We start from the raw sequence: 26296 nt of genomic DNA, 5'->3' as shown, positions 1-26296 counted from the left end.
TGATGAGGGATCATCCGACTTCATTCTCATAACGGGAGGATCCGTCCTGTTAGACACAGGCCGCTCGGGGGTAGGATTCGGAACGAAAACCGCGGTAAATTCTTTCAGCCTGTCGGAATCTACTCTCTAGGCGCGGTTAGACTCATTCTTACTGGTCCCGTCTGCACGTTTCACTTATTTTCAATAGAATACCATGGAGCTGGTTGCATTGCAAAGGGAAAACGTAGGATATATTTCTTCATGCAGAAAGCTCTATATATTATGTTTAACCTCAAAGAGAAGGGGTAAAGAACTTATAATCTGTTACCAGGAGGTGGATTAAATTGACTAAAGACAACAATGCCGAGCAGGGACAGAATCAAGATTCAAACGAAGTAGCAGAGCTTCAGAATAGTGTGACTCGTGAATTTGTGGAAGAGCACACCGGGGCTCCAGTTGATAAGGGATTGGCTGATTCAAGTAAAGCACATGTGTCGGATGATCAGAACCGCCTGATTACACAGCGTAATTTGCGTAAATAATCTAGTACAGTTAAAAGAGGTTTACCTGAAAAAGTGCCCCGATAACCACGCGAATGGTTACTGGGGCACTTTATTTGTATATATTCTATTCTTCCGTTAATTCAGACACTGTTGATTTGAATGTTTCTACAAAAGCCTTTGCGGCCTTGGATAAATATCGTCCGCGTCGATATGCTACAACTAGCGTACGACTAGGCACTGGATCAGCGAGCGGTAAGTAGACTGGAACAAATTCACTCCGCGGTGCACGAGCGATAAAACGAGGAACAAGAGTCACGCCCATGCCTGTTGCCACTAGGGATTGAACGGTTTCCATATTATTGCTCTCAAAAACGATTCGTGGTTCGAATCCGGCTTTCCGGCATAGTTCCACAGTCATTTTGCGGAAGCCCTGACCTTCCTTAAGTACGATAAAAGGTTCGTCCTTAAGCTCTTTAAGTGAGGTCCGTGTTCCATCTAGGATTCGTTTAGCCAGCGGATGTTCAGGAGGGACGGCAAGATCAATTCTTTCCTCTCCAAGCTCTTCATAAGCTAAAGCAGGAATTTCGAGGGGTAAGGAGAGCAGGCTTAAATCGGTCTGGCCACTTGCCGTGAGTTTCTCTAGGTTCATCGACGAGTCTTCGAGCAGCGTAATTTCTACCTCAGGATAATTTTGTTTGAAAACTGGAAGCACATGCGGCAGAAGATGTGCACCTGTAATTGGCATACTGCCCACAACTACACGTCCAGTGCGCAGTTCTGATATGTCGGACATTTCTTGCCGCAGCAGCTCCACTGCGTCAATGATAATCTGGGCTTGTTCAACGAATTTAGAACCTGCGTAGGTCAGCTCAACTGAGCTGGTATTACGCTGAAACAGCATTACGCCGAGCTCTTTTTCCAGTTTGGAAAGCTGCTGGCTGAGCGAGGGCTGGGCAATATGCAGCTTGTCCGCTGCACGTGAGAAGTTTTTTTCGGCTGCGATTTGCAGCACATACTGCAGTTGTCTCAGTTCCATGTATGAACTCCTTAGGAAAATGATTTACTTATAAGTATATCCTATTGGATTATAGTTTTGTATAGGCAACCCGAAAGAGCTTTCACTTCATCGCTCCTCAGGATTTGCGGGCCTGATTTCAAGAGATTAACCCTCCAACACTGACCGAAGTATCCGATATCCTCTAACAGTATATTTTTAGCGCCGGATCTTGAGAGTATCTATGAAATAACTGTATTTTGTACAGCTATTTCGTATGCAAAAGGGATCATTTTGGTTTTAAGTGTATTCTATACAACTAAAAACTAGAGTTCCCAGCTATAAGGCGATAAATCATGAAAATAGCTGTACAAAATGCAGCTATATTCATTAACGAATGATTCACAGGAATATAGCTGTACAAAATACAACTAAACGCACCTACACACTACGCTTGCGCATCGCACCTACACATCACACTTGCGCAACGCTGCTACACATCCCGTTTGTGCATCGCACCTACACATCACACTTGCGCATCGCTTCTACACACTGCGCTTGCGAATCGCACCTACACATCACACTTGCACATCTCTCCAACATATAGCGCTTGCGCATCGCTTCTACACACTACGCTTGCGAATCGCACCTACACATCACACTTGCGCAACGCTGCTACACATCCCGTTTGTGCATCGCACCTACACATCACACTTGCGCAACGCTGCTACACATCCCGTTTGTGCATCGCACCTACACATCACACTTGCGAATCGCTTCTACACACTGCGCTTGCGCAACGCTTCTACACACTGCGCTTGCGCAACGCTGCTACACATCCCGCTTGTGCAACGCTGCTACACACCCCGCTTGCTCATCGCTCCTACATATTGCGCCTCGACATACCCTAACTTAGCTTATAGGTTCAGGCTATCACTTTTATAGATATCATATCTTGGAATTATAAAGACAGGGGTGTTATATTTAGATCATTCAAGAGAGACTCCACGCTCTCTTCCAATGAACGATTCTATTAATGAGGTGAAATTATGAGCAACAAGACAATGTTTGAGAAGATTTGGGAGAATCACGTTATTCATCAAGAGGAAGGTAAACCTAGCATTATTTATATTGATCTGCATTTGGTTCATGAAGTAACTTCTCCACAGGCTTTTGAAGGGCTTCGTCTCAGCAACCGGAAGGTTCGCCGTCCTGAGCTGACCTTCGCAACGATGGATCATAACGTACCAACTAAAGATCGTTTTAACATTAAAGATCCAATCTCCAAGCAACAAATTGATACCCTTTCTAAGAACTGTGCTGATTTTGGTGTAAGACTGTTCGATCTGAATGATATTGATCAAGGCGTTGTACACGTAATGGGTCCTGAAATCGGCTTGACACATCCTGGAAAAACTATCGTTTGCGGCGACAGCCATACCTCCACGCATGGTGCATTCGGCGCGCTGGCATTCGGTATCGGAACTAGTGAAGTTGAGCATGTAATGGCTACGCAATGTTTGCAGCAATCCAAAGCTAAGACTATGGAAGTACGCTTTACAGGCAAACGGAACCCTGGCGTAACAGCAAAGGATATGATCCTAGGTGTTATTGCTAAGTACGGTACTGATTTTGCTACAGGTTATGTAATTGAGTACACAGGCGAAGCTATTCGTGAATTGTCGATGGAAGAACGTATGACTGTCTGCAATATGTCGATCGAAGGCGGAGCAAGAGCTGGCTTGATCGCCCCTGATGAAACTACTTTTAATTATCTGCGTGGACGTCAATACGTACCGCAAGGTGAGGCTTATGATGCTGCTGTAGAAGCATGGAAGAGTCTTGTAAGCGACGAGGGCGCTCAGTACGATACGGTTGTTGAATTTGATGTGGAAACATTGATTCCACAAGTGACCTGGGGTACTAGCCCGGGCATGGGTACTGACATCAACTCCAGCGTACCGAATCCCGCTGACTTCACCACTGAAAATGAACGTAAAGCTGCTGAAAAAGCGCTTGAATATATGGATTTGACTCCTGGAACACCTATTTCTGAAATTCCGATTGATTATGTATTTATTGGTTCCTGCACTAACGGACGGATCGAAGATTTGAGAGCTGCAGCAGTGGTAGCTAAAGGTCATAAGGTGTCTGAAAAGGTTACTGCCATTGTTGTTCCAGGATCGGGCCGTGTTAAGATGCAGGCTGAGAAAGAAGGACTTGATAAAGTCTTTACTGAAGCTGGCTTTGAATGGCGTGAAGCGGGATGCAGCATGTGCTTGGCCATGAACCCGGATGTTCTGCAGCCTGGACAACGCTGTGCATCTACCTCGAACCGTAACTTTGAAGGACGCCAAGGACGCGGAGGACGTACACATCTGGTATCTCCAGCTATGGCAGCCGCAGCTGCGATCAAAGGTCGTTTCACTGATGTACGTGATTGGAATTATAAGACGGAAGCCGTCAGCTCATAGAACTAGAGAGAACACGGGAGGATAAAACTATGGATGCTTTTAAAAAATTAACAGGAATTGTTGCACCAGTTGACCGGGTGAATGTAGATACGGATGCGATTATTCCGAAACAGTTTTTGAAACGGATTGAACGGACGGGATTTGGACAGTTTTTGTTCTATGAATGGCGTTTTGATGAAGAAGGTAACGATAATCCAGCCTTCGAAATGAATAAACCACGTTATCAAGGGGCTTCTGTTCTGATCTCACGCGCTAACTTTGGTTGTGGATCCTCTCGGGAGCATGCACCATGGGCGATTATGGATTACGGGTTCAGAGTTGTAATTGCACCTTCTTATGCGGATATCTTCTACAATAACTGCTTTAAGAACGGCATTCTGCCGATTAAGCTTTCGGAAGAGCAAGTGGATGAATTGTTCAAACGGACAGCTGAGCATGAGGACTACAAGCTGACAGTTGATCTTGAGAACAACGCTTTACAAGATGAATTCGGACTGAGCATCAACTTTGATCTGGATGAGCACCGTCGTCAATTCCTGCTGCAAGGCTTGGATGATATCGGTTTGACCCTTCAACATGCGGATGAAATTGCTGCTTATGAAGAGCGTCATGCTGCCAAGCTATTCTCTTAAAAAGAGGATATAACTGGTCTGATTCTTAAACTTTACAAAAAATACGCAAAACTTCTATTTCCGGGTGTCGGAAATAGAAGTTTTTTTGCTATAATCGATATATTCATTGGTCATTAAGGAAACATTTGGTGATTTCTGTCGTCTAAATACTTATCTAGGATCTATTACTTGCAGAAGGAGCGGAAAATGAGAATGAGAAGAGCTGGGCTTCGTATATTGCTGCTTTTGTTACTGCCATTATTATTATTATCATCCACCGGACAAGAAGCTGCCGCAGCTGGTAGCAGCGCAGGCAGAATTATTATGGACAATCAGGAACTTGCTTTGCCAAAAGGAATTAAGCTCGAAAACGTAAATGGTAGCGTTATGATTCCGGTCAGAGTGGTAGTAGAGAATCTTGGATTCGAGGTGTTATGGGAGCAGCAGACCCGGAAAGTAACCGTTCACCAGGATGGTAAAAGCATTGAGCTGGCGGTAGGACGGAAAACAGCTGATGCAGATGGGGTGACGTTTGATTTAAATGCAGCTCCTAAGCAGAGTGGCGGCACAGTACTCGTTCCAATTCGTTTCGTAAGCGAACAGTTCGGCTTAAAGGTGGGCTGGGATAATGTTGATAAAACTGTCTACTTGACAGGTGGACAAGTTAGCAATTCTGCAATGACACCTGAGGGGAATACTACCAATCCAACAGCAACTAATACACCTGTCCCAACTCCAAGTGCTACGCCGGGAAGTGATAACGGGACAACTGCTGGCAGTGTAGTAACTTTACCCAGCCCGACACCAGTTCCACAAACAACTACGGCACCAGGAAGCACAGCAGGAATTCCAACAGGCCCTCTAGTAAACGGGGCAGTATTCACTGAGAATCGGCTTATTATCGCTGTGTCGGGGGCTACTAAGCCAAACGTTACAAAAATGAGCAACCCTGATCGAATCGTCGTAGATTTTCCGGGTGCTGCGTTCGATCCGGATTTCATTGGAAGTCTTACGGGTGTTACCACCACTGGCGGTCCACAAGGTAAGCTGGACGTTGCCGGCTACCCGCTCGTTTCTGAGATCCGTTATGCACTGTTCAGTGTGAGTCCGTCCACTGTCAGATTCGTAATTCAAACGGTTGGAAATCAACCGTACCAGCTTAGTACGGATGAAAGCACCGGGCTGGTTACGATTGATTTGAATGTAACTAGCAGCGGAGGCAACACCCCAGGGGCTAATGGAACGTTAGGTAAACCCATTGTAGTTCTAGATGCGGGGCATGGCGGAACTCAATCTGGAGCTGTCAGTCTCACAGGCAAGCTGGAAAAAGACTTCAATCTGGCCGTCATCCGCAAAGTACAAACGCTATTAACGCAGGAAGCATTAGTTGACGTGGTCTTTACTCGAACGGATGATGCTACCTTGGGGCTTCAGGATCGCGTGAAAATTGCGGAGGCTGCTAAAGCGAATCTCTTTATTTCAGTGCACGCGAATTCGCTAGATGTTGGATATCCAAATAGAGATAAAATAAATGGCAGTGAAACCTATTATTCTCGCAGTGATAGTCTGCCTCTTGCTCAGATTATGCATAAGCATTTATTAGCCGCTACTGGTTTTAAAGACAACGGGATTCGTACGAAAAGCCTACATGTTACACGAGAAACTACTATGCCGGCAGTCTTGCTGGAGGTAGGATATCTTACAAATTCAGGGAATGAGTCGGCGATGTATAGTGAGCAGCTTCAAGAGAAATTAGCGAGAGAAATTGTTGCCGGGATTAAGGAATATCTGGGGCTTTAAGACTTGAGGTTGGTGAGATTTCTCAATTTTTATGGAATATATTCGCAACCTTTATAGATTACCAGCGTCTAATAGAGGTCTGAGGTTGACGGAGACAGGGCACCACGATCGCCATTCACAGGCGAATACTAGATTCTTAGAGGTGAAGAATGAAGAAATTCAGTTTGATGTTGTTTTTGTTGCTCTTTGTGTTGGTTTTGCCTGAGCATGGACATGCTGCTGCCGCGAATAGCAAGATTTATCTGGACGGCAAAGAGATTACTGCAGGGCAAAAAGTACCGGTTGAAAATGTGAATGATACTATCATGGTACCGTTGAGATTGATCTCCGAGAGTCTTGGTTATACCGTGGGCTGGGATCAAAAAAGCAAAACGGTGACGATTGAACAGCAAGGTAAGGTCATCAAACTTATTGTTAATCAAAAGACAGCTTCGGTTGATGACAAAACAGTACAGCTTACCACTGCACCTGTCCTGCGGAGTGATACGACACTTGTACCTATACGGTTCATAAGTGAGCAGTTTGGTCTCACCGTCACTTGGGATAATGCAAAGAAGATCGTGTACCTTATTACCCCAGGATCCTCAAATGAAAACGGAAGTTCAGATGGAAACTCTGGAAATGGTGGATCTGAGGTTGTTCCGCCGGTAGATCCTACTAAGAATTTAACCATGATAAATGGTTTGAGCTTTAGTGAGAATCGTTTGAGCATTGCGATGGAAGGTAATTCAGCGCCAAAAGTAAGTGTAATGACAGGGCCGGATCGGTTAGTTATTGATTTTCCTAATGCCACTTTCTCAGATCTGTTTGGTACGGGACAAGTTCTTGATCCTGATCTGAATGGCAAACTGGAAGTGAAGGATTATCCTGATGTATCAGGCGTACGGTATTCGCTTTATAGCTCCAACCCTTATACTGTACGTTTTGTAATTGATTTGAATTATCCTAAGAATTATAACATCAGCGTATCTGGAACTGATTCTAAGTTGGTCATCATTGACCTGAATGCAGAAAGTACGGATGATACTTCAACACAGCCAGGTAATGATGGCAAGAAGCTCGTAGTACTGGATGCAGGGCACGGAGCTAAAGATTCTGGTGCAGTAGGAGTAACAGGAAAATACGAAAAGAATTTTAATTTAGCTATAGTACTTAAGACAGCAGCATTGCTGAAAAAAGAAAGTAATATCGACGTCGTACTGACACGCAGTGACGATACATTCTTGGAGCTCAAGGATAGGGCGGCTATGGCTAATAATTTAAAAGCAGATCTATTCATTTCTGTACATGCCAACAGTTCCGCATCTTCTGCGGCAAGCGGGACAGAAACGTATTATCAGCGGGAAGCCAGTAAGGCCTTAGCGAAAGTGATGCATAAGTATCTAGTTGAGGCTACAGGGCTTAGTGATCGCGGTGTACGATACGGGAATTTCCATGTCATTCGTGAAACGAAAATGCCTGCTGTTCTACTTGAAGTAGGATACCTTAGCAATAAGAAGGATGAGACATTGCTATTTACGGAAGCATTACAAAACAAAGTTGCTGCTTCAATAGTGAGTGGAATCAAGGAATATTTGGGTATAAAATAACAGACCAGTGGCAGACGAGCGCCGCAAAGTCAGCTTTCTGCTTTTATCTATAAAAAGGCAAGAAGTGGTTTTGCGGTACCTGTCTGCCCGTATTCATCTAGAGGAGGCGTTTATTAATGTTTAAACAAAAATGGACTATGGTTGGGGTTGCTGCGCTGCTTCTACTAGTGATTGCTGGCTGTGGAGATAAGCCTACTGCAGCTCCTGCTAATGGAGTGGAGCAAGATACTACAAACGTTGTAAGTGGTGCGGGAGAAAGTACCCCAGCTCCGTCTGATGATCAGGAAAGCGAAGTGGCTAGCACTCCGCAACCGACAGCAGATAATACTAATGCAGAAACACAGCCGTCATCGAAGCCGGTAGAAAATGAGACACAAAAGCAAAGCCAGAGTATTGAAGTTTATTACACAGATTCGCAAATTATGGATTTAGTGCCTGCTAAGACTACGATTAACTACTCTGACGATGTTGAGAAATATACAGAGACGTTCAAAGCACTGCAAAGTAATGAGAATACAGATCTTGTACCTTTATGGGGTAAAATTGAGCTGAAATCATTGAAATTCGTAGAGGGTCAAATCGTAATGGATATTCATAAACCAGATGAAGCTCAGCTTGGTGCGGGTGGAGAATCCTTTGCCATTACTTCACTTGCCAAAACTTATTTTCAATTTGCGGAAGTAAAGAGTATCGAAGTTTTAGTTGATGGTGAAAAGGTAGAAAGTCTGATGGGCCATGTGGACCTATTGCATCCTATGACTAGAGATAATTCTTAATTGGTCATGCAACAAAGGAATTAGGCATCTAGCTGACGAATTTTTAAACATACTATTTATTTGAGTCATAGAGAGGGGAATAATCTATTGTCCGCGCAAAAAAGGTCAAAACGTCCATTGAAGGCTTATTCTAATAAAGCAGTGTCGGCTGTTATGGCTGGTGTTATGGTTTTTGGTGGTGCAAGTGCAGTGTTTGCAGACACAGCTGCCACTACACCGACATCAACCACTACTCAATCTGTAGGGATTTTTAGCGATGTGAAGACAGGCTTCTGGGCTGAAAAACATATTTACAAACTCGCTTCACAAGGAATTGTGGTTGGGAATAATGGATTGTTCCGTCCTGGAGATTCTGTAACTCAACAGGAAGCAGTGCTTATGGCCCTGCGGTTTATGAAGTTGCAGGATAAAGTGGATGCTTCTTCTGCGGTAGCATTGCCTACCGATTTTAAGGTTACGAATTATTACAAGGATTATGTTGTGTTGGCTTTTCAACAAGGATTACTCGATAAAGCAACCGAAATGGCTCCAGATAATCTGAAGACTTCTTGGGGAGAGCGTAAAGCATCCCGGGAATGGATTGCGGAGCTGTTAATCCGCTCCCTTGGAAAAAGCGCAGATGCAGCAGGGGCTGCTAGTGAGCCAACTGGCTTTGCAGATGATACCAAAGTGTCTGCCAACAAACGTGGTTACATCAACGTTGCCGTTGATTTAGGCCTAGCCAATGGACTTGATGGCAATCGTTTTGATCCGCAAGGCGCTGTAACACGTGCGCAATTGGCGACTTTTTTCAGTCGCGCTGAAGCTCACAATACGGTTGAATACGACAACACGGTATCAGGAACGATCAGTCAATTAGCAGATGGGAAACTATCCGTCTATAACAACGGAAAGACTTCTACATATACCCTGGGAGCAAGCACTGCTTATTACACAAGTGCTTCTGAAAGCAGAATCAATCTAAGTGATGTCCAACCCTACACTAAGGTTACTGTAATTGGCGCGACATATAACGCGGCTTATGTTGAAGTGACTGACCCTACACAACAAGTAGAGACTCTGTCAGGAAACTTCGCCATGGTAGCTCCAGGTAATAAGCTTTGGTTAAAGTCACCAACAGGGTTCACAGAATACTACTACGATGAGACTACTTCCTTTGTGGATGTAAATGGAGCTGGAATTGAACCTGCTTCGCTGGTAACAGATAGTGTAGTTTCACTGCAACGTGAAACGTATAGTGGTTCACATAAAGTAGTAAAGGTTCAAGTGACTTCAGGGGTTGTTAACAAAACAACAACAGGCACTATTCAAAGTGTAGATCTTACTGGTAAAAGCATTACTTTCAAAAATACTGCGGGTACTGTAGAAACTTTTAAATGGGAAGATGGGACTTCATTATTCAGCTCTCAAGCATCAGTGCTGAAACCTGCAGATTTGAAGACAGGTAATGCGGTCAAATATACGATTCAAGATAATGTGATCCGCACTGTAGAAGTGACAGAAGGTGTTGAACGGACAGTTGACGGGGTACTTACCGAGCTGACTAGTTCCACAGTTGTTTACAAAAAAGCAGACGGAAATCGTGAGGTTAAACTGCTTGGCACTAAACCGACGATTGTTATTCCGAACATGAGTGGAGCAGTAGCTGATGATCTTATTGCTGATGCAGTAGGTGGGGACAAGATTCAGGTTACCTTAAACAGCAGCGATCAAGTCACCAAAATTGAAGTGTTAAGCCGCCAAATTGAGCAGTATAGTGGAGCAACAATTGTGGATTATAATAGCAAAACACAGCTCCTTACAGTTATGGATAGCAGCAAAAAAGCCCATGTGGTTCAGTTGGATGAGAAAACAAAGCTGATTTATGAAGGTGCATTGCCTAACTTAACTAATATGGGTGCGAAACTTATCGAGAACCGCAAAGTTAATCTGAAGGCAATAGGACAGCGGGCTTTGTCTTTGGAAATTGTCACAAAGTACGAAGGAACTTTAACAGCTGTTAATTCTACGTCGAAAACTCTTGTTTTGAAGCTTAATGATGGACAAAGTTTAACGATGCCTTATCCGCAACTTGTTGATCTCTTTGGTAAGACTAGTCCTTCCCTAAGTGATATTCCTATTGGAAGCAATGTAACGGCTTCACTGACTACAGGTCAGGATCTGATAGCGGTATTGAAAGTGAAGACTGTGCTGCAAGTTGAAGCGGCAACCGTGAATTCTGGAACCAACCGTTTGGGCATCAAATGGAATGGGGGAACCAGTGATATTAATACTTTGGCAATCCCGTTGACCAATGAAGCTGGTGAGAGCATTAAGCTAACGGATTTAAAAGCGGGAGATTATCTTAATGTGACTTTTGATGGTAGCTCACCGCTGGCTATTCAAGCAGTTAAGCTTACAACAGGTCAGGTAAGTTCTGTAGATGCCGCGGGGAATAGTGTAGTTGTGAAGGATTATGCTGGAGCAGCACAGACCTTAGCGGTAAGTGGAGGAGTCAAAATCATTCGTGATGGTTCGACAACGACTGCTCTTAGCAACTTGACAGCAGGGGACAGAGTAGAGATTCGCAAGGATCCGGATGGATCTACAACGATTCGTATTATGTCTCAGCTCAGTAGAACATTCTCACGTTATGAGAGTGCAACAAACTCATTGGTGACGAAGAGACCTAATTTGAACGATAAATATCAATTCTTTGTTCCTGCTAATGTTTATATTCATCAGGGAGATTCGACTTTATCCGTGCAATCTTTGAAAGAAAATGATAATATTATAATGTATTTCAATAATGATATTTTGGTTGAAATTGTGAAACAATAGTTGCAATGGTGGATTTCTGAGTGAATCACCGTCTTGACACAGGGGGCTTTACCTGCGTCAAGACGTTTTTTTTGAAATATAAGAAAGTATAAGTATTGCTCCTATACTGTATGTCTTATATTTCTCGCTTAAACGCTTACTGTTCTTATAAGGACATTCAAGGCGTTAATACTTGAAATATAATGCCAGTATCGTATGTGTTGAAATGTATGAATCCATACGTTATAATACGTACTTTGCTTATATTTCTAACATTTGAGGTGAGACGCTCGTTAGAATTTTCTGAGCGTTTTTGCTCCGTGGAGGGGACACTATGAAAGCTGCAGACGTCCGCCACATTTTGGATACGATTGGAGATTTGTTTCCGGATGCACATTGCGAGCTAAATCACAGTAACGCTTTTGAATTAACAATAGCGGTGCTGCTGTCAGCCCAATGTACGGATGCAACGGTGAACAAAGTGACCGAGGACCTGTTCCAAAAGTACAAAGCCCCCATCGATTATATTTCTGTGCCGCTGGAGGAATTGGAGGGGGATATCCGGCGCATCGGCTTATATCGTAACAAAGCTAAGCATATCCAAAGCCTGTGCTCTATACTCATAGAACAGTATGGCGGAGAAGTGCCTGAGGCACATGACTTACTTGTAACGTTGCCAGGAGTAGGTCGTAAAACCGCTAACGTAGTAGTGTCCAACGCATTTGGAGTTCCTGCCATTGCTGTGGACACTCATGTGGAGCGGGTTGCTAAACGACTTGCATTGGCAGGCTGGAAAGATTCTGTGCTGGAAGTGGAGAAAAAGCTGATGAAGGCTGTGCCACGTGATGAATGGACGCTCACGCATCACCGGCTAATCTTTTTTGGACGATATCACTGTAAGGCTCAGAATCCAAAATGTCAGGTTTGTCCGCTCCTTGATGTATGTCGAGAGGGCAAAAAACGTATGAAAACGGCTGTCGTCAGGAAAGCTAAAGATCATACGCCAAAAAGTTAAAAGTTAGAGTTGAAGAAGAGGATGGGATAGAGATGAAATGCATTTCTGTATACACAGATAATTTTGAGGTATTCTCGGATATTTTTGACCGCGTAGTGGAAAGCCCGCTGGAAGAAAATGAAGAGCAAGAAGTAGAGGGCATTACGATCAGTCATTCCGGTGATGTGCCTGAGCACTATCTGGAGCGTATGTCTGTAAAACCAGAGGTTGTCGTAATGAGAGACAAATCTCGTGGATTGACTATTCTGCAGCACGGAAAAGTATTCGAAATTCTGTTGCCTGTTTTGGAAACTGCATAATTGAGAAGTGACCTGAAATGGAGTCAGCCCTTGGGGCTGGCTCCTTTTTTTATTGAATATCCTTATATTTCTACGAGAAACGACTGTTGGCTTTACAGGACGACAACGTCGCTTCTTTTTTTGGTATCATTTCGTAGGAGATGATAGGTTATTTTGTAAGTAGTGTGTATTTAATTTGTGTCAAACTGGTGATAAACTGTAATTATTATTTATAAAAATGTTCCGCGCTAAAGTTCAGAAATTGCACCTATATAAGTTTTGCATAAAAAAGAGCTTAAATCAGTATTCATGAATGGATTAAGATCAGTGCATGATTAGAAGGTAACTGTGGAGGTGGAATGTCTGTGGGAGCGGAACGGGTTAGAATTCAGAGAGAGACATTAAGTGAAACAGCATCGCTGCTTTCCCAACTGAAAGATTTAATGCGCCACTGGCGCGATGAGAGTGCTGAACGAATATATGAAGATTTACAAAATAAAGAGGGTGGGAATGAACTGACCCTTGCTTTTTGTGGGCATTTTTCGGCAGGGAAATCCAGCATGATTAATCTTTTATGCGGCAGCTCAGTGTTGCCCTCCGGACCTGTGCCGACTAGTGCCAATATTGTTTCAATCCGCAGCGGGGCTCCACGAGTGCTTATCTATCCAAGGGTTGAGGGAAGTGAAAATGAATCTGCCCCTGTAGAGACAACACCAGAAAGATTACAGGAATATTGTCGAAATGGCGGAGAATATTCCGCTATTGAAGTCTGGAATGAGATTCCTCTTCTAGGGAAGCATGGTGTTCTATTGGATACACCTGGCGTGGATTCGACGGATGATGGCCACCAGGCGGCCACTCGTTCCGCGCTGCATTTAGCTGATGTCGTCTTTTATGTTATGGATTATAACCATGTACAGTCAGAGAATAATTTGGCATTTGCCAAAAATCTTAGTGACTGGGGCAAACCGCTCTATCTTATTGTTAATCAGATAGACAAGCACAGAGAACAAGAAATTTCCATTGAAGAATATAAACGCCAGCTTGAAAATGCTTTTGAGCAGTGGGGGATTCATTGTGCGGGGATTCTGTTTACCTCACTCAAAATGAAAGAGCACCCATTGAATCATTGGGATAATCTGCTGAACCTTATAACAGAGCTGTTGGAGCACAGGGAACAATTGCTTCAATATAGCTTGTCACGTTCCATTCATCATACAGCAGATTCTTCGCTGACCGCGTTCCGTGAAGACCAGCAGGAGGAACGGGAAACTCTTTTAGCTGAGCTAGAGGGTGCAGAGGTTACAGTTGTGATGGAAGAGCTGAAATCGCTGGAAGAAGAGAAGGCACTGCTTGAGGAGCTGCCTCAGCAATCACGAGCTAGCCTGCGAAGTGATCTTGATGCCTTACTCAATAATGCTAACTTAATGCCTGCGGATGTTAGAGAGGCGGCAGGGAGCTATGTGGAGAGTGTCAGCCCAGGCTTCCGCTTAGGTTTGTTCTCTACAGCCGGACGGCGGGAGAAGGAACAAGGCAAACGACTGGATGCCTGGCAAGGATTACTGGTCCGAGAGGTTTCCGCTCAGCTGGAATGGCATCTGATTCAGCTGGTACGTCAATGGGCGGAGAATCTCGGACTGTGGGCAGAGGAGGCAGAGACGACTCTGAAGCAAGGGTTCCCGGCGGTGAGCCAGGAATGGCTGGCGGCTGCAGTTAAGCCGGGAACGGGGAATAGCGGCGAGGCGCTGCTCAATTTCTGCCGCACACTTGCGGCAGATCTGAAGAGTCAATTCCGCCGCGCTGCGCTTTTAGTTGGCGATGAGCTGCTGGCGAAGCTGCCATCGCTTATTGAGGAGCAGCGCGCGGAACTCCAGCGCCGCGAACAGGCCCTTACGCGGCAGGCGAGCGCTGCCCGCGCGCTAGCCGCCCTGGACCGCGCGGCTGACGCCCGCGCGCACGAGCTAGCGGCGCTGCTGCCGCCGCGCCGGACCCTCACCCCCGGCATCCTGCCGGAGGTGAAGGTCACCCTGCGTGCGGCTGCGCAGAGCGCCGCACCGCGGGAGATCCAGCCGCGCGAACGCGCCGCGGCTGGAAGTGCCGCTGCCGCAAGCTGGGCGGCGGGAACGGCTTCGCCGGCGGGCGGACGCCGCCGGCTCTCGGCAGCCGCTGACGCGCTGGCGGCTGCGGCAGAGCTGCTGCGCCGCGAGCCAGCGATGGCATCGGCGGCGCGCAGTCTGGCCGCACGGGCGGAGGATCTCGCCGGCGGCCGCATTACCCTTGCGCTGTTCGGTGCGTTCAGCGCAGGCAAATCTTCCTTCGCCAACGCTTTACTCGGCGAAGAAGTGCTGCCCGTGTCGCCACACCCTGCCACGGCCGCAGTTAACCGCATATTGGCGCCGGAAGGAGACTTCCGCCATGCCAGCGCGGTTGTAACGATGAAGAGCATGGCCGATTTCTGGGATGACATCTGCCATTCCTTTAGCGTGCTGCAGCTTGGAGAGCCGCAACAGGATACGTGGACAGCAGTACTTGCGAGCCTGCCAACACGGGGAATCCACCCCTCTGCGCTGCCGCATGCAGGATTTCTAAGAGCCGCAGCATCCGGTTGGGCTGAAGCGGAGCCGTTGCTAGGAACGGTGCGGACCGTTGATTTGGAAGAATATCGAAACCTAGTTGCGGAAGAGACCCGAGCTTGCTTTGTGCAGGGGATTGACCTCTATTATGCCTGTCCTTTGACGGAGAGCGGGATTGTGCTCGTAGATACACCAGGAGCAGATTCACTGCATGCACGCCACACTGGCGTAACCTTTAGTTACATGAAAAATGCGGATGCGATCTGTTTTGTGACCTATTATAACCACGCTTTTTCGAAGTCGGATCGCGGCCTCTTGGCCCAGCTGGGCCGCATTAAAGACAGCTTTGCTCTCGATAAAATGTTCTTTATTATTAATGCCTCCGATCTCGCTTCAAGCGAAGAAGAACTAGATGAGGTTAAAGCACATGTCGTTCAAAATCTGCGTGCCGGAGGTTTGCGGTCTCCGAGAATCTATGCTTTGTCCAGCTTGCTTGCTCTAGAAGCTAAAACTCAACATAATCACGATCTTTATGGAACCTCCCGCTTCAATGAATTTGAGCAAGCATTATCCAGCTTTGCTGGTGATGAGCTTCCTCAGCTTTCACTTAACGCAGCTGCTGAGAGTATCGCATCGGTTCGGCGCCGGGCTGAGGAATGGCAGAATCTGGCTTCCAAGGCGGCGGGCGAGCGTGAAGCCGGGTTAAAAGAACTGCAGGAACGGCGTCAGTTCGCCATGAAGCGGTTGTCTCTTTTGGAGACTGAGGAACGTCCTAGCAGAGATCTTATTCACGAAAGTGAAGAACTGATCTATCATGTGTGCCAGCGGATTAGCTTCTCCTTCAATAGAAATTTTCAGGAATCTTTTCATCCCTCCTTACTGCGTGAGGATGCAGGGAATTTAAAAGCCATTTTCTCTGCCTGTGGTGCCGAACTAATGCGTACTACTCAGCGCGAGCTTGAGCAAGAGCTATGGGCAACAACGCTGCGGCTAGAGAGCACGGGACGCAGGCTTGTTCATGAAGCTGCTGAAGCGGCAGCTACAGAGCTACTCTTTTCCACGGAGGAATTTCATCTTATGGAGAATGAGGAGCAGGCTTGGCCATCTCCTAAGGATCTGGAATGCCAGCTTCAGCCTGTGCAGTGGTCCGCTTTATGGGGCCATTTCAAATCCCCGCGTTATTTCTTTGAGGGAACTGGGCGGGAATTGGTCAAAGGTGCGGCAGAGCCGCTTTTGAAAGAAGCGGTTAATCTTGCAGCGGCAGTGCAGAAGGGAAAATTAATTGCTCATTACGTCGAGAATATCAGCAGAGAATTAAAATCTGCTGCCGAAAGCCTGCAAGAAGGGCTTGCGGAGCAAGAGAAAGCGATGTTAGATCTCCTTAAAGGGGGTGAGACTGCAGATCATTGGGGCCAAATAAGCCACCAATTATCACGTCTAGAACAAACTTTCGTTGATAAAGTCGACAAAGTTCTGTGAAGTTTGTAGGAAAATGTCGAAGAACACTTGCAATCTGGCGTATGATGGATGAAAATAAAGAAGCCTGAAAATATACAATGAAACTGTTACGTTTTCTGAAATTCATAAAAACGAGACAGTCAATTTGCCGAAAGAGGTTGGAATCGACAATGTGGGGAGCTCCTTTTTCAGCTCAAAGCCGCAAGCTGTTGCTGCTGGGCAGCGGGGAACTGGGTAAGGAAGTCATAATTGAAGCTCAACGCCTTGGCGTAGAGACCGTAGCTGTAGACCGTTATACCGATGCACCGGCGATGGGTGTAGCTCATCGTTCACATGTAATTGATATGCTGGATGCAGAGGCGCTGAAAGCGCTGATTCGCTCTGAGAAACCGGATGTCATTGTTCCGGAGATTGAGGCAATTGCCACTCATGCTCTTCAAGAGCTTGAAGAAGAAGGCTTTTTCGTTGTTCCGACGGCGCGGGCGGCTCGGCTGACCATGGACAGAGAAGGGATTCGTCGTCTTGCGGCTGAAGACCTTGGACTGCCAACCGCTGATTACCGTTTTGCGGATAGTCTGGAAGAGCTGCAACAAGCTATAGCCGAGCTAGGCACTCCTTGTGTCATTAAGCCGATTATGAGTTCTTCTGGCAAGGGTCAGAGCGTATGCAAAAGCCCTGAGGATGCAGAAAACTGCTGGAACACTGCTTTGGATGGAGCGAGAGCTAAAGGAACACGGGTTATCGTGGAGGCTTTTGTTACTTTTGAGAGCGAGATTACTCTTTTGACGGTGCGTTCTGTGTCTGGAACGGTATTTTGTCCGCCTATTGGACATATTCAGAAGGATGGAGATTACGTGGAATCCTGGCAGCCTCACTTTATGAAGCCAGAGCTGCTTGAAGAAGCGCAATCTATTGCAAAAGCAGTAACGGATCAGCTCGGAGGTTTCGGTATTTTTGGAGTGGAACTTTTTTTGACAGATCGAGGCGTATTGTTCAGTGAAGTGTCACCTAGACCCCATGATACGGGGATGGTCACGATGGCGACGCAGGATTTATCTCAATTTGCAGTGCATGTCAGAGCTATTCTTGGTTTTCCTGTCCAGTCAGTACAATTGCTGACACCTGGTGCCTCAGCTACGCTGAAGGCTGATGGAGAAGGACGAGCCTTTGCTGTGACCGGAATTGGAGGAGCTTTGGAACTGCCCAGGACTCAGGTTCGCGTATTTGGTAAACCGGAAGTTCGTCCTGGCCGGCGGATGGCAGTAGCGTTAAGTGCGGCGGAAGATGTGGAAATCGCGCGGACGATAGCCAAGCAGGCGGCGTCTATGCTAAAAGTGGAGGTATATGAGGATGAACAGTAGTACCATGGCACCTGTACTGGAAATTCGCAAATGCGGCTTGAATGATCTGGAGAGAGTTACAGCGCTTCTGCGGGAATTCGGCTATCCAACAACGCTAAGCGTGATGAAAGAGAGACTGGAAAGCATGGAGAACAGCAATCTCCAATGCACACTTGTAGCAGAGCTGAACAATGAAGTTGTGGGTATGATCGGCCTTAGACAGGTAAGCTCGTATTACAAACAGACAGATTGTATCACTGAGATTACTGCACTTATCGTATCAGAAGAACTCAGAGGAAACGGACTCGGTAAAAGACTTGTGGCCGCAGCAGAAGAATGGGCACGTGAGCAAGGTTGCTGTCAGCTTTTCCTTAGAAGTGGCAACCGCGTAGAACGCGCACCGGCACATGCTTTTTATCGTCATATCGGTTTCGAAAAGACAGCAGGCTATCGCTTTAACAAAGCGTTGCTATAATACTTATAGGTTACCGATCATCCCCATCCCAGCTACGGCGGGATGGTTTTTTTTTGCTCTGGAACTCTTTTTTTATATGTATTTAATATATTAATACCTAAAACTATTTAAATAACTTAACCATAGATGGATTGGTTTGAATCATATACAATAAAATTTATGACATCTAAAACGTTTCCAAAGAGGGATGAGACATGTATAAGCTAGTTCTTGCTGAAGATGAAGAAGACGTTAGGGAAGGCGTTATCGGGCAGATTGACTGGGAGCGTTACGGATTTGAGATTGTTGAGCAGGCGGAGAATGGACGGGAAGCTGCGGATGCCATAGACCGTTTGCTGCCGGATGTGGTAGTTACCGATATCCAAATGCCTTTTATGAATGGACTTCAGCTGGCTGAATGGATTCGTAGTCATCATCCTAACACTAAGATTATCATTTTGACTGGGTATGATGAATTTGAATATGCTCAGAAGGCGATAAAATTGCAAATTGACGAGTATATTTTGAAACCGTTCTCTTCGCAGGAATTAATTGATGTACTGCTTAAGGTTAGGGTCACTATTGAGGCTGAAATTGCAGAAAAGGAAAATGTATTTGTACTCAGTGAGCATTACCGGAAAAGTCTGCCTGTGTTAAGGGAGCAATTTTTATCGTCCCTTATTTCGCGTAGACTGCGTACGGATGAAATTGCTGAGAAGAGCTCTGAATATGGCATAAAATTAACGGGACGGTGGTTTCAGGCTTCGGTAATTAGTGTGGATTATATTCGTCCTGAGCGGGAATCGGCTGGGGGTGCAGCAGGCAGGCAAATTTCTTTACGAGACACTGGTGAAAAGAATTTGCAGCTATTCGCTGTGCTGAATATTGCTGAAGAAATATGCTCGAAGCATGGTTTTGGAAGGGTGTTTATTCATCGTGATGAGGTCGTATTGCTCACAATCCATGAAGAAGGGGAAGAAACTGATATCACTGGAAAGACTTTTGAGCTTCTTGAAGAAATCCGCCAGAACGTACAGCGTTTTCTGAAGCTGACGGTAACGGCAGGCTCCGGAACGGTCTGTTCATCGCCTGCTTTGTTATTTAATTCATTTGGGGATGCCATGCAGGCATTAGATTATCGGCTTATTCTCGGCAATAACCGGGTGATCTGGATTGAGGACGTTGAGTCACGTTCCAGCACACTGCTAACCTATGATGAACTAACCCAGCAATCCTTAATCCGGACGATTAAACTAGGTACGGTGCAAGAACTTAAAGAGGTTGTTGAGGAGTTATTTGCTGGTCTTGACGCAGAGCAGGTGTCTACACAGGATTATCAGATTTTTTTGCTGGAGATTTTTACATCTATCCTGCGAGTGGCTAAAGAATCCGGCAGTGAGGCTGCAAAGTATATTGGTTCTGGCATTTCGTCGCTAACTGCCATCAATAAATTTAATAGTATGGCCGAAGCCAAGCAATGGATTATTGCAGTCTGTAGCGGTTTAATGGATACGATTGCATTAGAACGTCAATCTTCCTATAAGCTGCTTATTGATGAAGCTAAAGAATATATACGCAGCCACTATGTTGAATCTGATATTTCCATCGGCAAGGTTTGTCAGCATTTACATATAAGTACCGGTTATTTTAGCAGTATTTTTAAGAAGGAAATGAAAATGACGTTCGTTAGTTATCTTTTGCAAATTAGGTTAGAAGCAGCCAAGGAACTTTTGCGGTCCACGGAGCTGAAAGCTTTTGAAATCGCAGAAAAAATAGGTTTTGCCGATCCTAACTATTTCAGCTTTTGTTTCCGCAAAAAATATGGCCAATCTCCTAAAGAGTATAAAAACAGCTCCAGAGGAGGGTAAAGATGCTGAAGGATAAACCTTATTCCTTTCATCTAAGACCGCAGCATCCCAAAGGCGGAAAACGTCGGTTGTCCTCCAAGCTCCGAAGCATTCAAGTTACGATTACACTCACTTTTACATCTGTTGCCGTGCTGGTAGCTGTCGTTGTCAGCCTTATGCTGTACAACAAGTTTGCCAAGACCGCAGAAGAGAATGCCAATATGAATATGCAGCAGATCATTGAGCAAGTGAATTACAATCTGGGTCTTTATGTTAAGGGAATGCGCAATATTTTTGAGACAGCGGAGGAGCAGATTACGAATAGCCCTTCCGTGGATTCCGCTTTATTGACGGAAAGAATGGCTATGTTAATGGGGAGCAGAGAGGATCTGGTCTCGGCGGCTGTTTTTACACCACAGGGGAAATATGTCGTGGGTACACCCGGTCAGAAGCTGCGCAGCAACACACAGCTGGAGACTCAGAGCTGGTTTACGACGGCGCAAAGAACATCAGAGCTCTCCTATTCCGCACCTCATATTCAGAATTTATTCAAAGGTCAATATATCTGGGTCGTGTCTATCAGCAAATTAATTCAATATAAGGAGAACGGAGTCTTAAAAACCGGCATCCTGCTGATGGATTTTAACTTTCGAACCATTGATGAGCTGAGCAAGCAGGTTAAGCTTGGCAAAAGAGGATACGCTTACATCCTCGATCAGCTAGGAAATATTGTGTACCATCCCCAGCAGCAGCTGATTTACGCTGGTTTAAAATATGAGAATGTGGAGCCAGTACTGGAATATGCTTTTCGTAGCTATTTGGATGAGTCTACGGGTGAAAAACGTTTTATCACCGTAAGGACACTGGAACAGACAGGCTGGAAGATCGTGGGCGTGGCTTATTACGATGAGATTGTAACCACCAAACGTGATCTAAACACTTTTTTATCCTGGTTTTTAGCGGTAGTCATTTTATGCGTAATTATTGTATCCGTCTTTTTGTCTGCACGTATTGCCCGCCCTATCCGCAAGCTGGAACGGACGCTTCAGCAGGTGGGCGAAGGGGATCTCAACACTCGAATAGATGTCAGCGGGGCGTATGAGGTGGAACAGCTGTCCAAACGGTTTAACCTTATGCTGCAACGTATCCGCCAACTGATGGATCAGATTATTTATGAACAGGAAACCAAACGTAAAGGTGAGCTTGAAGTGCTGCAATCCCAGATCAATCCGCACTTTCTGTACAATACCCTGAATTCTGTGATCCGGCTCGCTGAACGCGGCAAGACTGAGGAGGTAGTCACGATGATTCAGTCCTTATCGAAGTTTTTCCGGATTAGCCTTAGTAAAGGGAATAATATGATTACCGTGCAGGAAGAGCTTGATCATGTTCGTCATTACCTTGTGATTCAGAGCTTTCGGTTCAAAAATAAGTTCCGCTACGAGATCGAGGCTCAGGATGAAGTGCTGCAGTGTCAGACTATTAAGCTAATTTTACAACCTATTGTGGAGAATGCCCTGTATCACGGGATTGAAATGATGCCTGATGAAGGTTTTATTTCGATCCAAGCGGAGCTGAAGGATGATCTTGTCATCATCCGCATTCGTGATAATGGACTGGGTATGTCCGAGGAGACTATGAAGGTTCTTTTAACTGGCGGCAGTAAGAGTATGCATGGCTCCGGGGTAGGCGTTAGAAATGTTAACGAGCGTATTGAGCTGTATTATGGGCGTGATTATGGTCTTTCTTTTGAAAGTGAAATTGAAGAAGGCACTACGGTTACTCTTATCTTCCCGGCACTCGCAGCAGGCGAGGGCAATCCTGGACATGAGGAGGATGAGACATCGGTATGAAAATCGTTCGTTTTTGGCTAACCCTGCTGGTATGTGTGGTGTTATGGACCACGATCACGTCTTGTTTTAATTCGGCACCTAATTATATCAATACGAACAAAACCCGCAATATTCATCTTATTGTGAAAATGAACAAAGGCGACTATTGGAATACAGTTAGATTGGGTGCAGAAGCCGCGGCACAGGAATTTAATGTGAAATTAACGTTCAAAGCTCCGAATGCGGAGAGTGATATTGCGGAACAGGTCAGAATGGTTGAGGACTCCATTAAAGAAAAAGCGGACGTTATTATTTTAGCTGCCAGCAGCTACATGGGACTTGCACAAGTGGTCGATCGGGCGGCATATTCCAAGATTCCCGTATTGTCTGTGGATGCAGAAGTCGGTTCGGCCAGAGTAAGAGCCTATGTGGGTTCAAACGGCTATGAAGCGGGACAAAAGTCTGCAGAAAGACTCATTCAACTGCTAAATGGATACGGGGAGGTCGGCATCATTAACTTCACAAATTCATCTTTGGGGGCGGAGCAGGAGTCTTCAAACGGCATTGAATATGGTGCAAGAGATGCAGAGGAACGGGAAAAGGGATTTTTAAATTACGCTGCCCGATATCCGAACATACAGGTAGTAGAGATTTCTTATACCACTTCGAGTATTAGTGATGCTGAAGAGCTGACACGGTTAATGCTGCTGAAACATCCAAATCTTCGCGGGATCGCCAGCTTGAATGAGACAGCTTCACAAGGGGCGGCAAAAGCTATCCAGAGCCGAGGGCTGCATAATATTAAAATGGTTGCGTTCGACAGCTCCCCGTCAATGATGGAGTTGCTGCAGGAGGGGACGGTTCAAGCGACCGTAATCCAAAATCCTTTTAGTAACGGGTATTTAGCCGTAAAACATGCCGTTGAGGTAATCGAAGGAATGGATGTTCCTGAACGTGTCGATACGGGCACTAAACTCATTGATTTGGACAATATGCTGTGGCCTGAGAATCAAAAATTGTTATTTCCCTTCGTCAGATAGTGGACGGGTTATTTTTGAAAAGACGAATGCCATCCTTAAAATGGGAGGTATTCGTTTTTTGGGTTCAGTAGAATTTTTATAAAAGTGAGTAGGATTTTATATTCGAAACCGTTTTCACCTAAGGCATAATATGGATGTGCCCGAGAGAATTCGGGGTTAAACCAAAAAAAAGAAGTATAAACAGGAGGTCAATGAATAATGAAAAAAATCACTTCCGTTCTTTTAGCAAGCGCAATACTGGGTGCAGCTCTGGCAGGCTGTGGCAATAGCAACAATAATGCAGACAGTGGTAAAGCTACCAATGCTCCAAAAACTGAAAATGCGGGTTCTTCCACTGAAACGCCAAAAGTAGGGGTAGCCATTTACAAATTTGACGATACCTTCATGACGGGTGTTCGTAACGCAATCGACACTGCTGCCAAAGGCATTGCTACTGTAGATATCGTAGATAGCCAAAATTCTCAACCCACACAAAATGACAAAGTTGACTTGTTCATCACCAAAAAATATAAAGGCATGCTGATCAATCCGGTTGACCGTACTGCGGCTGGCGTTATTATCGAAAAAGCAAAAGCGGCAAATATTCCGGTGGTCTTCCTGAACCGCGAGCCGCTGCCAGAAGATATGAAGAAATGGGATAAGGTTTATTATGTAGGCGCTAAAGCGGAAGAATCCGGAACTATGTCCGGTCAACTGATCGTGGACTACTGGAAGGCACATCCTGAAGCGGATAAAAACGGCGACGGTGTCCTCCAATACGTAATGCTAAAAGGCGAACCGGGGCACCAAGACGCTGAGCTTCGTACTACGTACTCCATCCAAGCAATTGAAGATGCCGGCATCAAGGTAGAAAAGCTGGCTGAAGATACTGCGATGTGGGACCGCGTAAAAGGGCAAGAAAAAATGGCAGCCTTCCTTGGCTCCCATGGCGACAAAATTGAAGCTGTGCTTGCGAACAACGACGATATGGCTCTCGGTTCAATCGAAGCTCTGAAAGCTTCAGGTTACTTCACGGGTGATAAATTTATGCCGGTAGTAGGTGTAGATGCTACTGCTCCTGCGATTCAAGCGCTGCAAGATGGAACGATGCTTGGTACCGTGCTGAATGATGCGAACAACCAAGGTAAAGCTGCGATCACAGTTGCTGCTCTGCTTGCTAAAGGAGAAACACCTACAAAAGATAACGTAGGCTTTGATATCACAGACAACCAATACGTGTGGATTTCCTATAAAAAGATCACCAAAGATAATATCGATGACGCCAAATAATAACGCTCTAATCTAGATGGAATTCATGATCATATAGCAGCAACGGGGAGCGGATATTCGCTCCTCGGATTTCTTTCAGGCAGGGAACAGGATGAAACCGCTGTGCCTCTCATGAAAAAAGAAAAAAGCGTAGGGGGCGTAACAACATGGAAAAAGCTGAGTTTTTGCTAGAAATGAATGACATTACTAAAGAATTCCCCGGCGTCAAAGCGCTGGATGCAGTTAGTTTAAAGGTCAGACCAGGTTCGGTGCATGCCCTTATGGGCGAGAATGGTGCGGGTAAGTCCACTTTAATGAAATGTCTCTTTGGTATTTATTCACCGGATGCCGGTGAGATTTTTTTGGAGGGTGAGAAGACCTCTATCGGAAGCTCAAATGACGCTTTGAAAAATGGGATATCCATGATTCACCAGGAGCTGCATCCCGTGCCGTTCCGAAGTGTGATGGAGAATATCTGGTTAGGACGTTTCCCAACCAAAGGGATTGGACCTTTTCAGTTTATTGACCATAAGAAAATGTACACTGACACGGAGAATTTGTTTAAAGATCTGGATATCGATCTGAATCCCGAGACATTAGTGGGTAAGCTGTCTGTATCCAAAATCCAATCCATTGAAATTGCGAAGGCTGTCTCTTTTCACTCCCGCGTTATTGTAATGGATGAACCTACTTCCTCCCTGACCAGTGTGGAGGTGGAGCATTTATTTCGGATCATACGGGATCTTAGGAGTAGAGGCGTAGCTATTATTTATATATCTCACAAAATGGAAGAGATTCTCGAAATTTCTGACGAGGTTACCATTATGCGGGACGGTAAAAAAATCGGAACCTGGCCAGCGGCGGAATTGACTACAGATCTTATCATTTCCAAAATGGTCGGCCGCGACTTGACCAATCGATTCCCAGAACGCTTTAACGTGCCTGGCGAAGTATATATGAAAGTGGAAGGATTAACCTCCCCTGAGGAAAGATCGTTTAAAGATGTTTCTTTTGAATTAAGACGAGGTGAGGTTTTAGGGATTGGTGGTCTGGTAGGCGCTCAGAGAACAGAGGTTATTGAAGCATTATTCGGCCTGCGGGCTATTAAATCGGGGACGATTTCTATCGATGGTAAGCGCATTCATATCCAATCTCCCAAGGATGCTAAGAAACACGGAATGGCCTTGCTTACCGAGGAACGGCGTGTCACTGGTATTTTTCCAGTCTTGTCTGTTCATGAAAATGGCGCAATCGCTAATCTGCATCGATACCAGAAACTACTACTTTTACTAGATGGAAAAAAGAAAAAAGAAGAAGTCGATAAAATGATTGAAAAATTACGGACCAAAACTCCAACAACCAAAACGCTGATCATGAATCTTTCTGGTGGTAATCAGCAAAAGGTGCTGCTCGCCAGATGGCTTCTAACCGAGCCCGAAATCCTGCTTCTGGACGAGCCGACTCGCGGTATCGACGTAGGGGCTAAATTCGAGATTTATTCGATTATTGCCGACTTGGCGCAGCAAGGGAAAAGCATCATTATGATCTCCTCAGAAATGCCGGAGCTGCTCGGAATGTCTGACCGTGTAATGGTCATGTCGGAAGGTAAGCTTACCGGAATACTAGAAGGCGGGCAAGCTACGGAAACCGAAGTTATGCGGCTCGCTGCACAGCATTAGGATAGGA

General features: G+C 45.5%; 18 protein-coding genes. 17 read left to right on the top strand and 1 reads right to left on the bottom strand.

Going from position 1 to position 26296, the window contains the following annotated elements; all coding sequences use genetic code 11:
• Positions 1 to 323: 323 nt before the first annotated feature.
• Positions 324 to 521, top strand: coding sequence for a hypothetical protein (locus NYE72_RS20540; protein WP_036676321.1), 198 nt, complete (start codon positions 324 to 326; stop codon positions 519 to 521).
• Positions 522 to 606: 85 nt separating this feature from the next.
• Here NYE72_RS20540 and NYE72_RS20535 read toward each other — a convergent pair whose 3' ends face one another.
• Positions 607 to 1518 (bottom strand): LysR family transcriptional regulator, encoded by a 912-nt coding sequence (locus NYE72_RS20535; protein ID WP_036676323.1) that lies wholly within the window; start codon positions 1516 to 1518, stop codon positions 607 to 609.
• 1007 nt (positions 1519 to 2525) lie between these two features.
• On the opposite strand from NYE72_RS20535, the gene leuC reads away from it, so the two are divergent.
• The 16 genes from leuC (at position 2526) to NYE72_RS20455 (ending at position 26289) form a co-directional block, all read left to right on the top strand.
• Positions 2526 to 3950 (top strand): 3-isopropylmalate dehydratase large subunit, encoded by a 1425-nt coding sequence (gene leuC / locus NYE72_RS20530; RefSeq protein ID WP_036676324.1) that lies wholly within the window; start codon positions 2526 to 2528, stop codon positions 3948 to 3950.
• A gap of 29 nt (positions 3951 to 3979) precedes the next feature.
• Positions 3980 to 4582, top strand: a complete 603-nt coding sequence (leuD, locus tag NYE72_RS20525) for a 3-isopropylmalate dehydratase small subunit (protein ID WP_036676325.1) — start codon at positions 3980 to 3982, stop codon at positions 4580 to 4582.
• 186 nt (positions 4583 to 4768) lie between these two features.
• The gene (locus NYE72_RS20520; protein ID WP_339210368.1) at positions 4769 to 6361 is read left to right on the top strand and encodes an N-acetylmuramoyl-L-alanine amidase family protein; all 1593 of its coding nucleotides are present in this window, start codon (positions 4769 to 4771) and stop codon (positions 6359 to 6361) included.
• Positions 6362 to 6510: 149 nt separating this feature from the next.
• Positions 6511 to 7950 carry an N-acetylmuramoyl-L-alanine amidase gene (locus tag NYE72_RS20515; protein WP_038572397.1) on the top strand — a complete coding sequence of 480 codons (1440 nt, stop codon included), beginning with the start codon at positions 6511 to 6513 and terminating at the stop codon, positions 7948 to 7950.
• A 116-nt stretch (positions 7951 to 8066) separates the two neighbouring features.
• Positions 8067 to 8726 (top strand): GerMN domain-containing protein, encoded by a 660-nt coding sequence (locus NYE72_RS20510; protein ID WP_036676330.1) that lies wholly within the window; start codon positions 8067 to 8069, stop codon positions 8724 to 8726.
• An 87-nt stretch (positions 8727 to 8813) separates the two neighbouring features.
• Positions 8814 to 11546 carry an S-layer homology domain-containing protein gene (locus tag NYE72_RS20505; protein WP_081382623.1) on the top strand — a complete coding sequence of 911 codons (2733 nt, stop codon included), beginning with the start codon at positions 8814 to 8816 and terminating at the stop codon, positions 11544 to 11546.
• Positions 11547 to 11859: 313 nt separating this feature from the next.
• Positions 11860 to 12540: an endonuclease III gene (gene nth, locus NYE72_RS20500; protein WP_036676333.1), complete on the top strand. Its 681-nt coding sequence runs from the start codon at positions 11860 to 11862 to the stop codon at positions 12538 to 12540.
• A 32-nt stretch (positions 12541 to 12572) separates the two neighbouring features.
• Complete coding sequence (locus tag NYE72_RS20495; RefSeq protein WP_036676334.1) at positions 12573 to 12839, top strand: hypothetical protein; 267 nt, start codon at positions 12573 to 12575, stop codon at positions 12837 to 12839.
• 338 nt (positions 12840 to 13177) lie between these two features.
• Entirely contained in the window at positions 13178 to 16870 is a 3693-nt protein-coding gene (locus tag NYE72_RS20490) for a dynamin family protein (protein WP_339210365.1), read from the top strand.
• Positions 16871 to 17019: 149 nt separating this feature from the next.
• Positions 17020 to 18210 carry a formate-dependent phosphoribosylglycinamide formyltransferase gene (gene purT / locus NYE72_RS20485; RefSeq protein WP_339212101.1) on the top strand — a complete coding sequence of 397 codons (1191 nt, stop codon included), beginning with the start codon at positions 17020 to 17022 and terminating at the stop codon, positions 18208 to 18210.
• Entirely contained in the window at positions 18200 to 18664 is a 465-nt protein-coding gene (locus tag NYE72_RS20480) for a GNAT family N-acetyltransferase (protein WP_232061416.1), read from the top strand. The genes purT and NYE72_RS20480 overlap by 11 nt, the downstream gene beginning before the upstream one ends.
• A gap of 194 nt (positions 18665 to 18858) precedes the next feature.
• Positions 18859 to 20511: a response regulator gene (locus NYE72_RS20475; protein WP_076297412.1), complete on the top strand. Its 1653-nt coding sequence runs from the start codon at positions 18859 to 18861 to the stop codon at positions 20509 to 20511.
• A gap of 2 nt (positions 20512 to 20513) precedes the next feature.
• Positions 20514 to 22343, top strand: coding sequence for a sensor histidine kinase (locus NYE72_RS20470; protein WP_080742537.1), 1830 nt, complete (start codon positions 20514 to 20516; stop codon positions 22341 to 22343).
• Positions 22340 to 23362 (top strand): substrate-binding domain-containing protein, encoded by a 1023-nt coding sequence (locus NYE72_RS20465; RefSeq protein ID WP_038572394.1) that lies wholly within the window; start codon positions 22340 to 22342, stop codon positions 23360 to 23362. Before NYE72_RS20470 ends, NYE72_RS20465 begins: the two co-directional genes overlap by 4 nt.
• Positions 23363 to 23560: 198 nt before the next feature.
• Positions 23561 to 24631, top strand: a complete 1071-nt coding sequence (locus NYE72_RS20460; RefSeq protein ID WP_143760467.1) for a galactose ABC transporter substrate-binding protein — start codon at positions 23561 to 23563, stop codon at positions 24629 to 24631.
• A 146-nt stretch (positions 24632 to 24777) separates the two neighbouring features.
• A complete protein-coding gene (locus NYE72_RS20455; protein ID WP_076141297.1) occupies positions 24778 to 26289 on the top strand; it encodes a sugar ABC transporter ATP-binding protein in 1512 nt (503 codons plus the stop codon).
• Positions 26290 to 26296: the final 7 nt, after the last annotated feature.

Origin of the sequence: Paenibacillus sp. FSL L8-0333, assembly GCF_037965665.1 — a bacterium.
Taxonomy (GTDB): Bacteria; Bacillota; Bacilli; order Paenibacillales; family Paenibacillaceae; genus Paenibacillus_AQ; species Paenibacillus_AQ odorifer.
The sequence above is the reverse complement of the archived record's forward strand: the minus strand, read 5'-3'. Positions and strand labels throughout refer to the sequence as shown.

Bases quoted from the DNA above. Each gene is read 5' to 3' on its own strand.
- NYE72_RS20535 (WP_036676323.1), bottom strand. From the start codon at position 1,518: ATGGAACTGAGACAACTGCAGTATGTGCTGCAAATCGCAGCCGAAAAA.
- leuC (WP_036676324.1), top strand. From the start codon at position 2,526: ATGAGCAACAAGACAATGTTTGAGAAGATTTGGGAGAATCACGTTATT.
- leuD (WP_036676325.1), top strand. From the start codon at position 3,980: ATGGATGCTTTTAAAAAATTAACAGGAATTGTTGCACCAGTTGACCGG.
- NYE72_RS20520 (WP_339210368.1), top strand. From the start codon at position 4,769: ATGAGAATGAGAAGAGCTGGGCTTCGTATATTGCTGCTTTTGTTACTG.
- NYE72_RS20515 (WP_038572397.1), top strand. From the start codon at position 6,511: ATGAAGAAATTCAGTTTGATGTTGTTTTTGTTGCTCTTTGTGTTGGTT.
- NYE72_RS20510 (WP_036676330.1), top strand. From the start codon at position 8,067: ATGTTTAAACAAAAATGGACTATGGTTGGGGTTGCTGCGCTGCTTCTA.
- nth (WP_036676333.1), top strand. From the start codon at position 11,860: ATGAAAGCTGCAGACGTCCGCCACATTTTGGATACGATTGGAGATTTG.
- NYE72_RS20495 (WP_036676334.1), top strand. From the start codon at position 12,573: ATGAAATGCATTTCTGTATACACAGATAATTTTGAGGTATTCTCGGAT.
- NYE72_RS20490 (WP_339210365.1), top strand. From the start codon at position 13,178: ATGTCTGTGGGAGCGGAACGGGTTAGAATTCAGAGAGAGACATTAAGT.
- purT (WP_339212101.1), top strand. From the start codon at position 17,020: ATGTGGGGAGCTCCTTTTTCAGCTCAAAGCCGCAAGCTGTTGCTGCTG.
- NYE72_RS20480 (WP_232061416.1), top strand. From the start codon at position 18,200: ATGAACAGTAGTACCATGGCACCTGTACTGGAAATTCGCAAATGCGGC.
- NYE72_RS20475 (WP_076297412.1), top strand. From the start codon at position 18,859: ATGTATAAGCTAGTTCTTGCTGAAGATGAAGAAGACGTTAGGGAAGGC.
- NYE72_RS20470 (WP_080742537.1), top strand. From the start codon at position 20,514: ATGCTGAAGGATAAACCTTATTCCTTTCATCTAAGACCGCAGCATCCC.
- NYE72_RS20465 (WP_038572394.1), top strand. From the start codon at position 22,340: ATGAAAATCGTTCGTTTTTGGCTAACCCTGCTGGTATGTGTGGTGTTA.
- NYE72_RS20460 (WP_143760467.1), top strand. From the start codon at position 23,561: ATGAAAAAAATCACTTCCGTTCTTTTAGCAAGCGCAATACTGGGTGCA.
- NYE72_RS20455 (WP_076141297.1), top strand. From the start codon at position 24,778: ATGGAAAAAGCTGAGTTTTTGCTAGAAATGAATGACATTACTAAAGAA.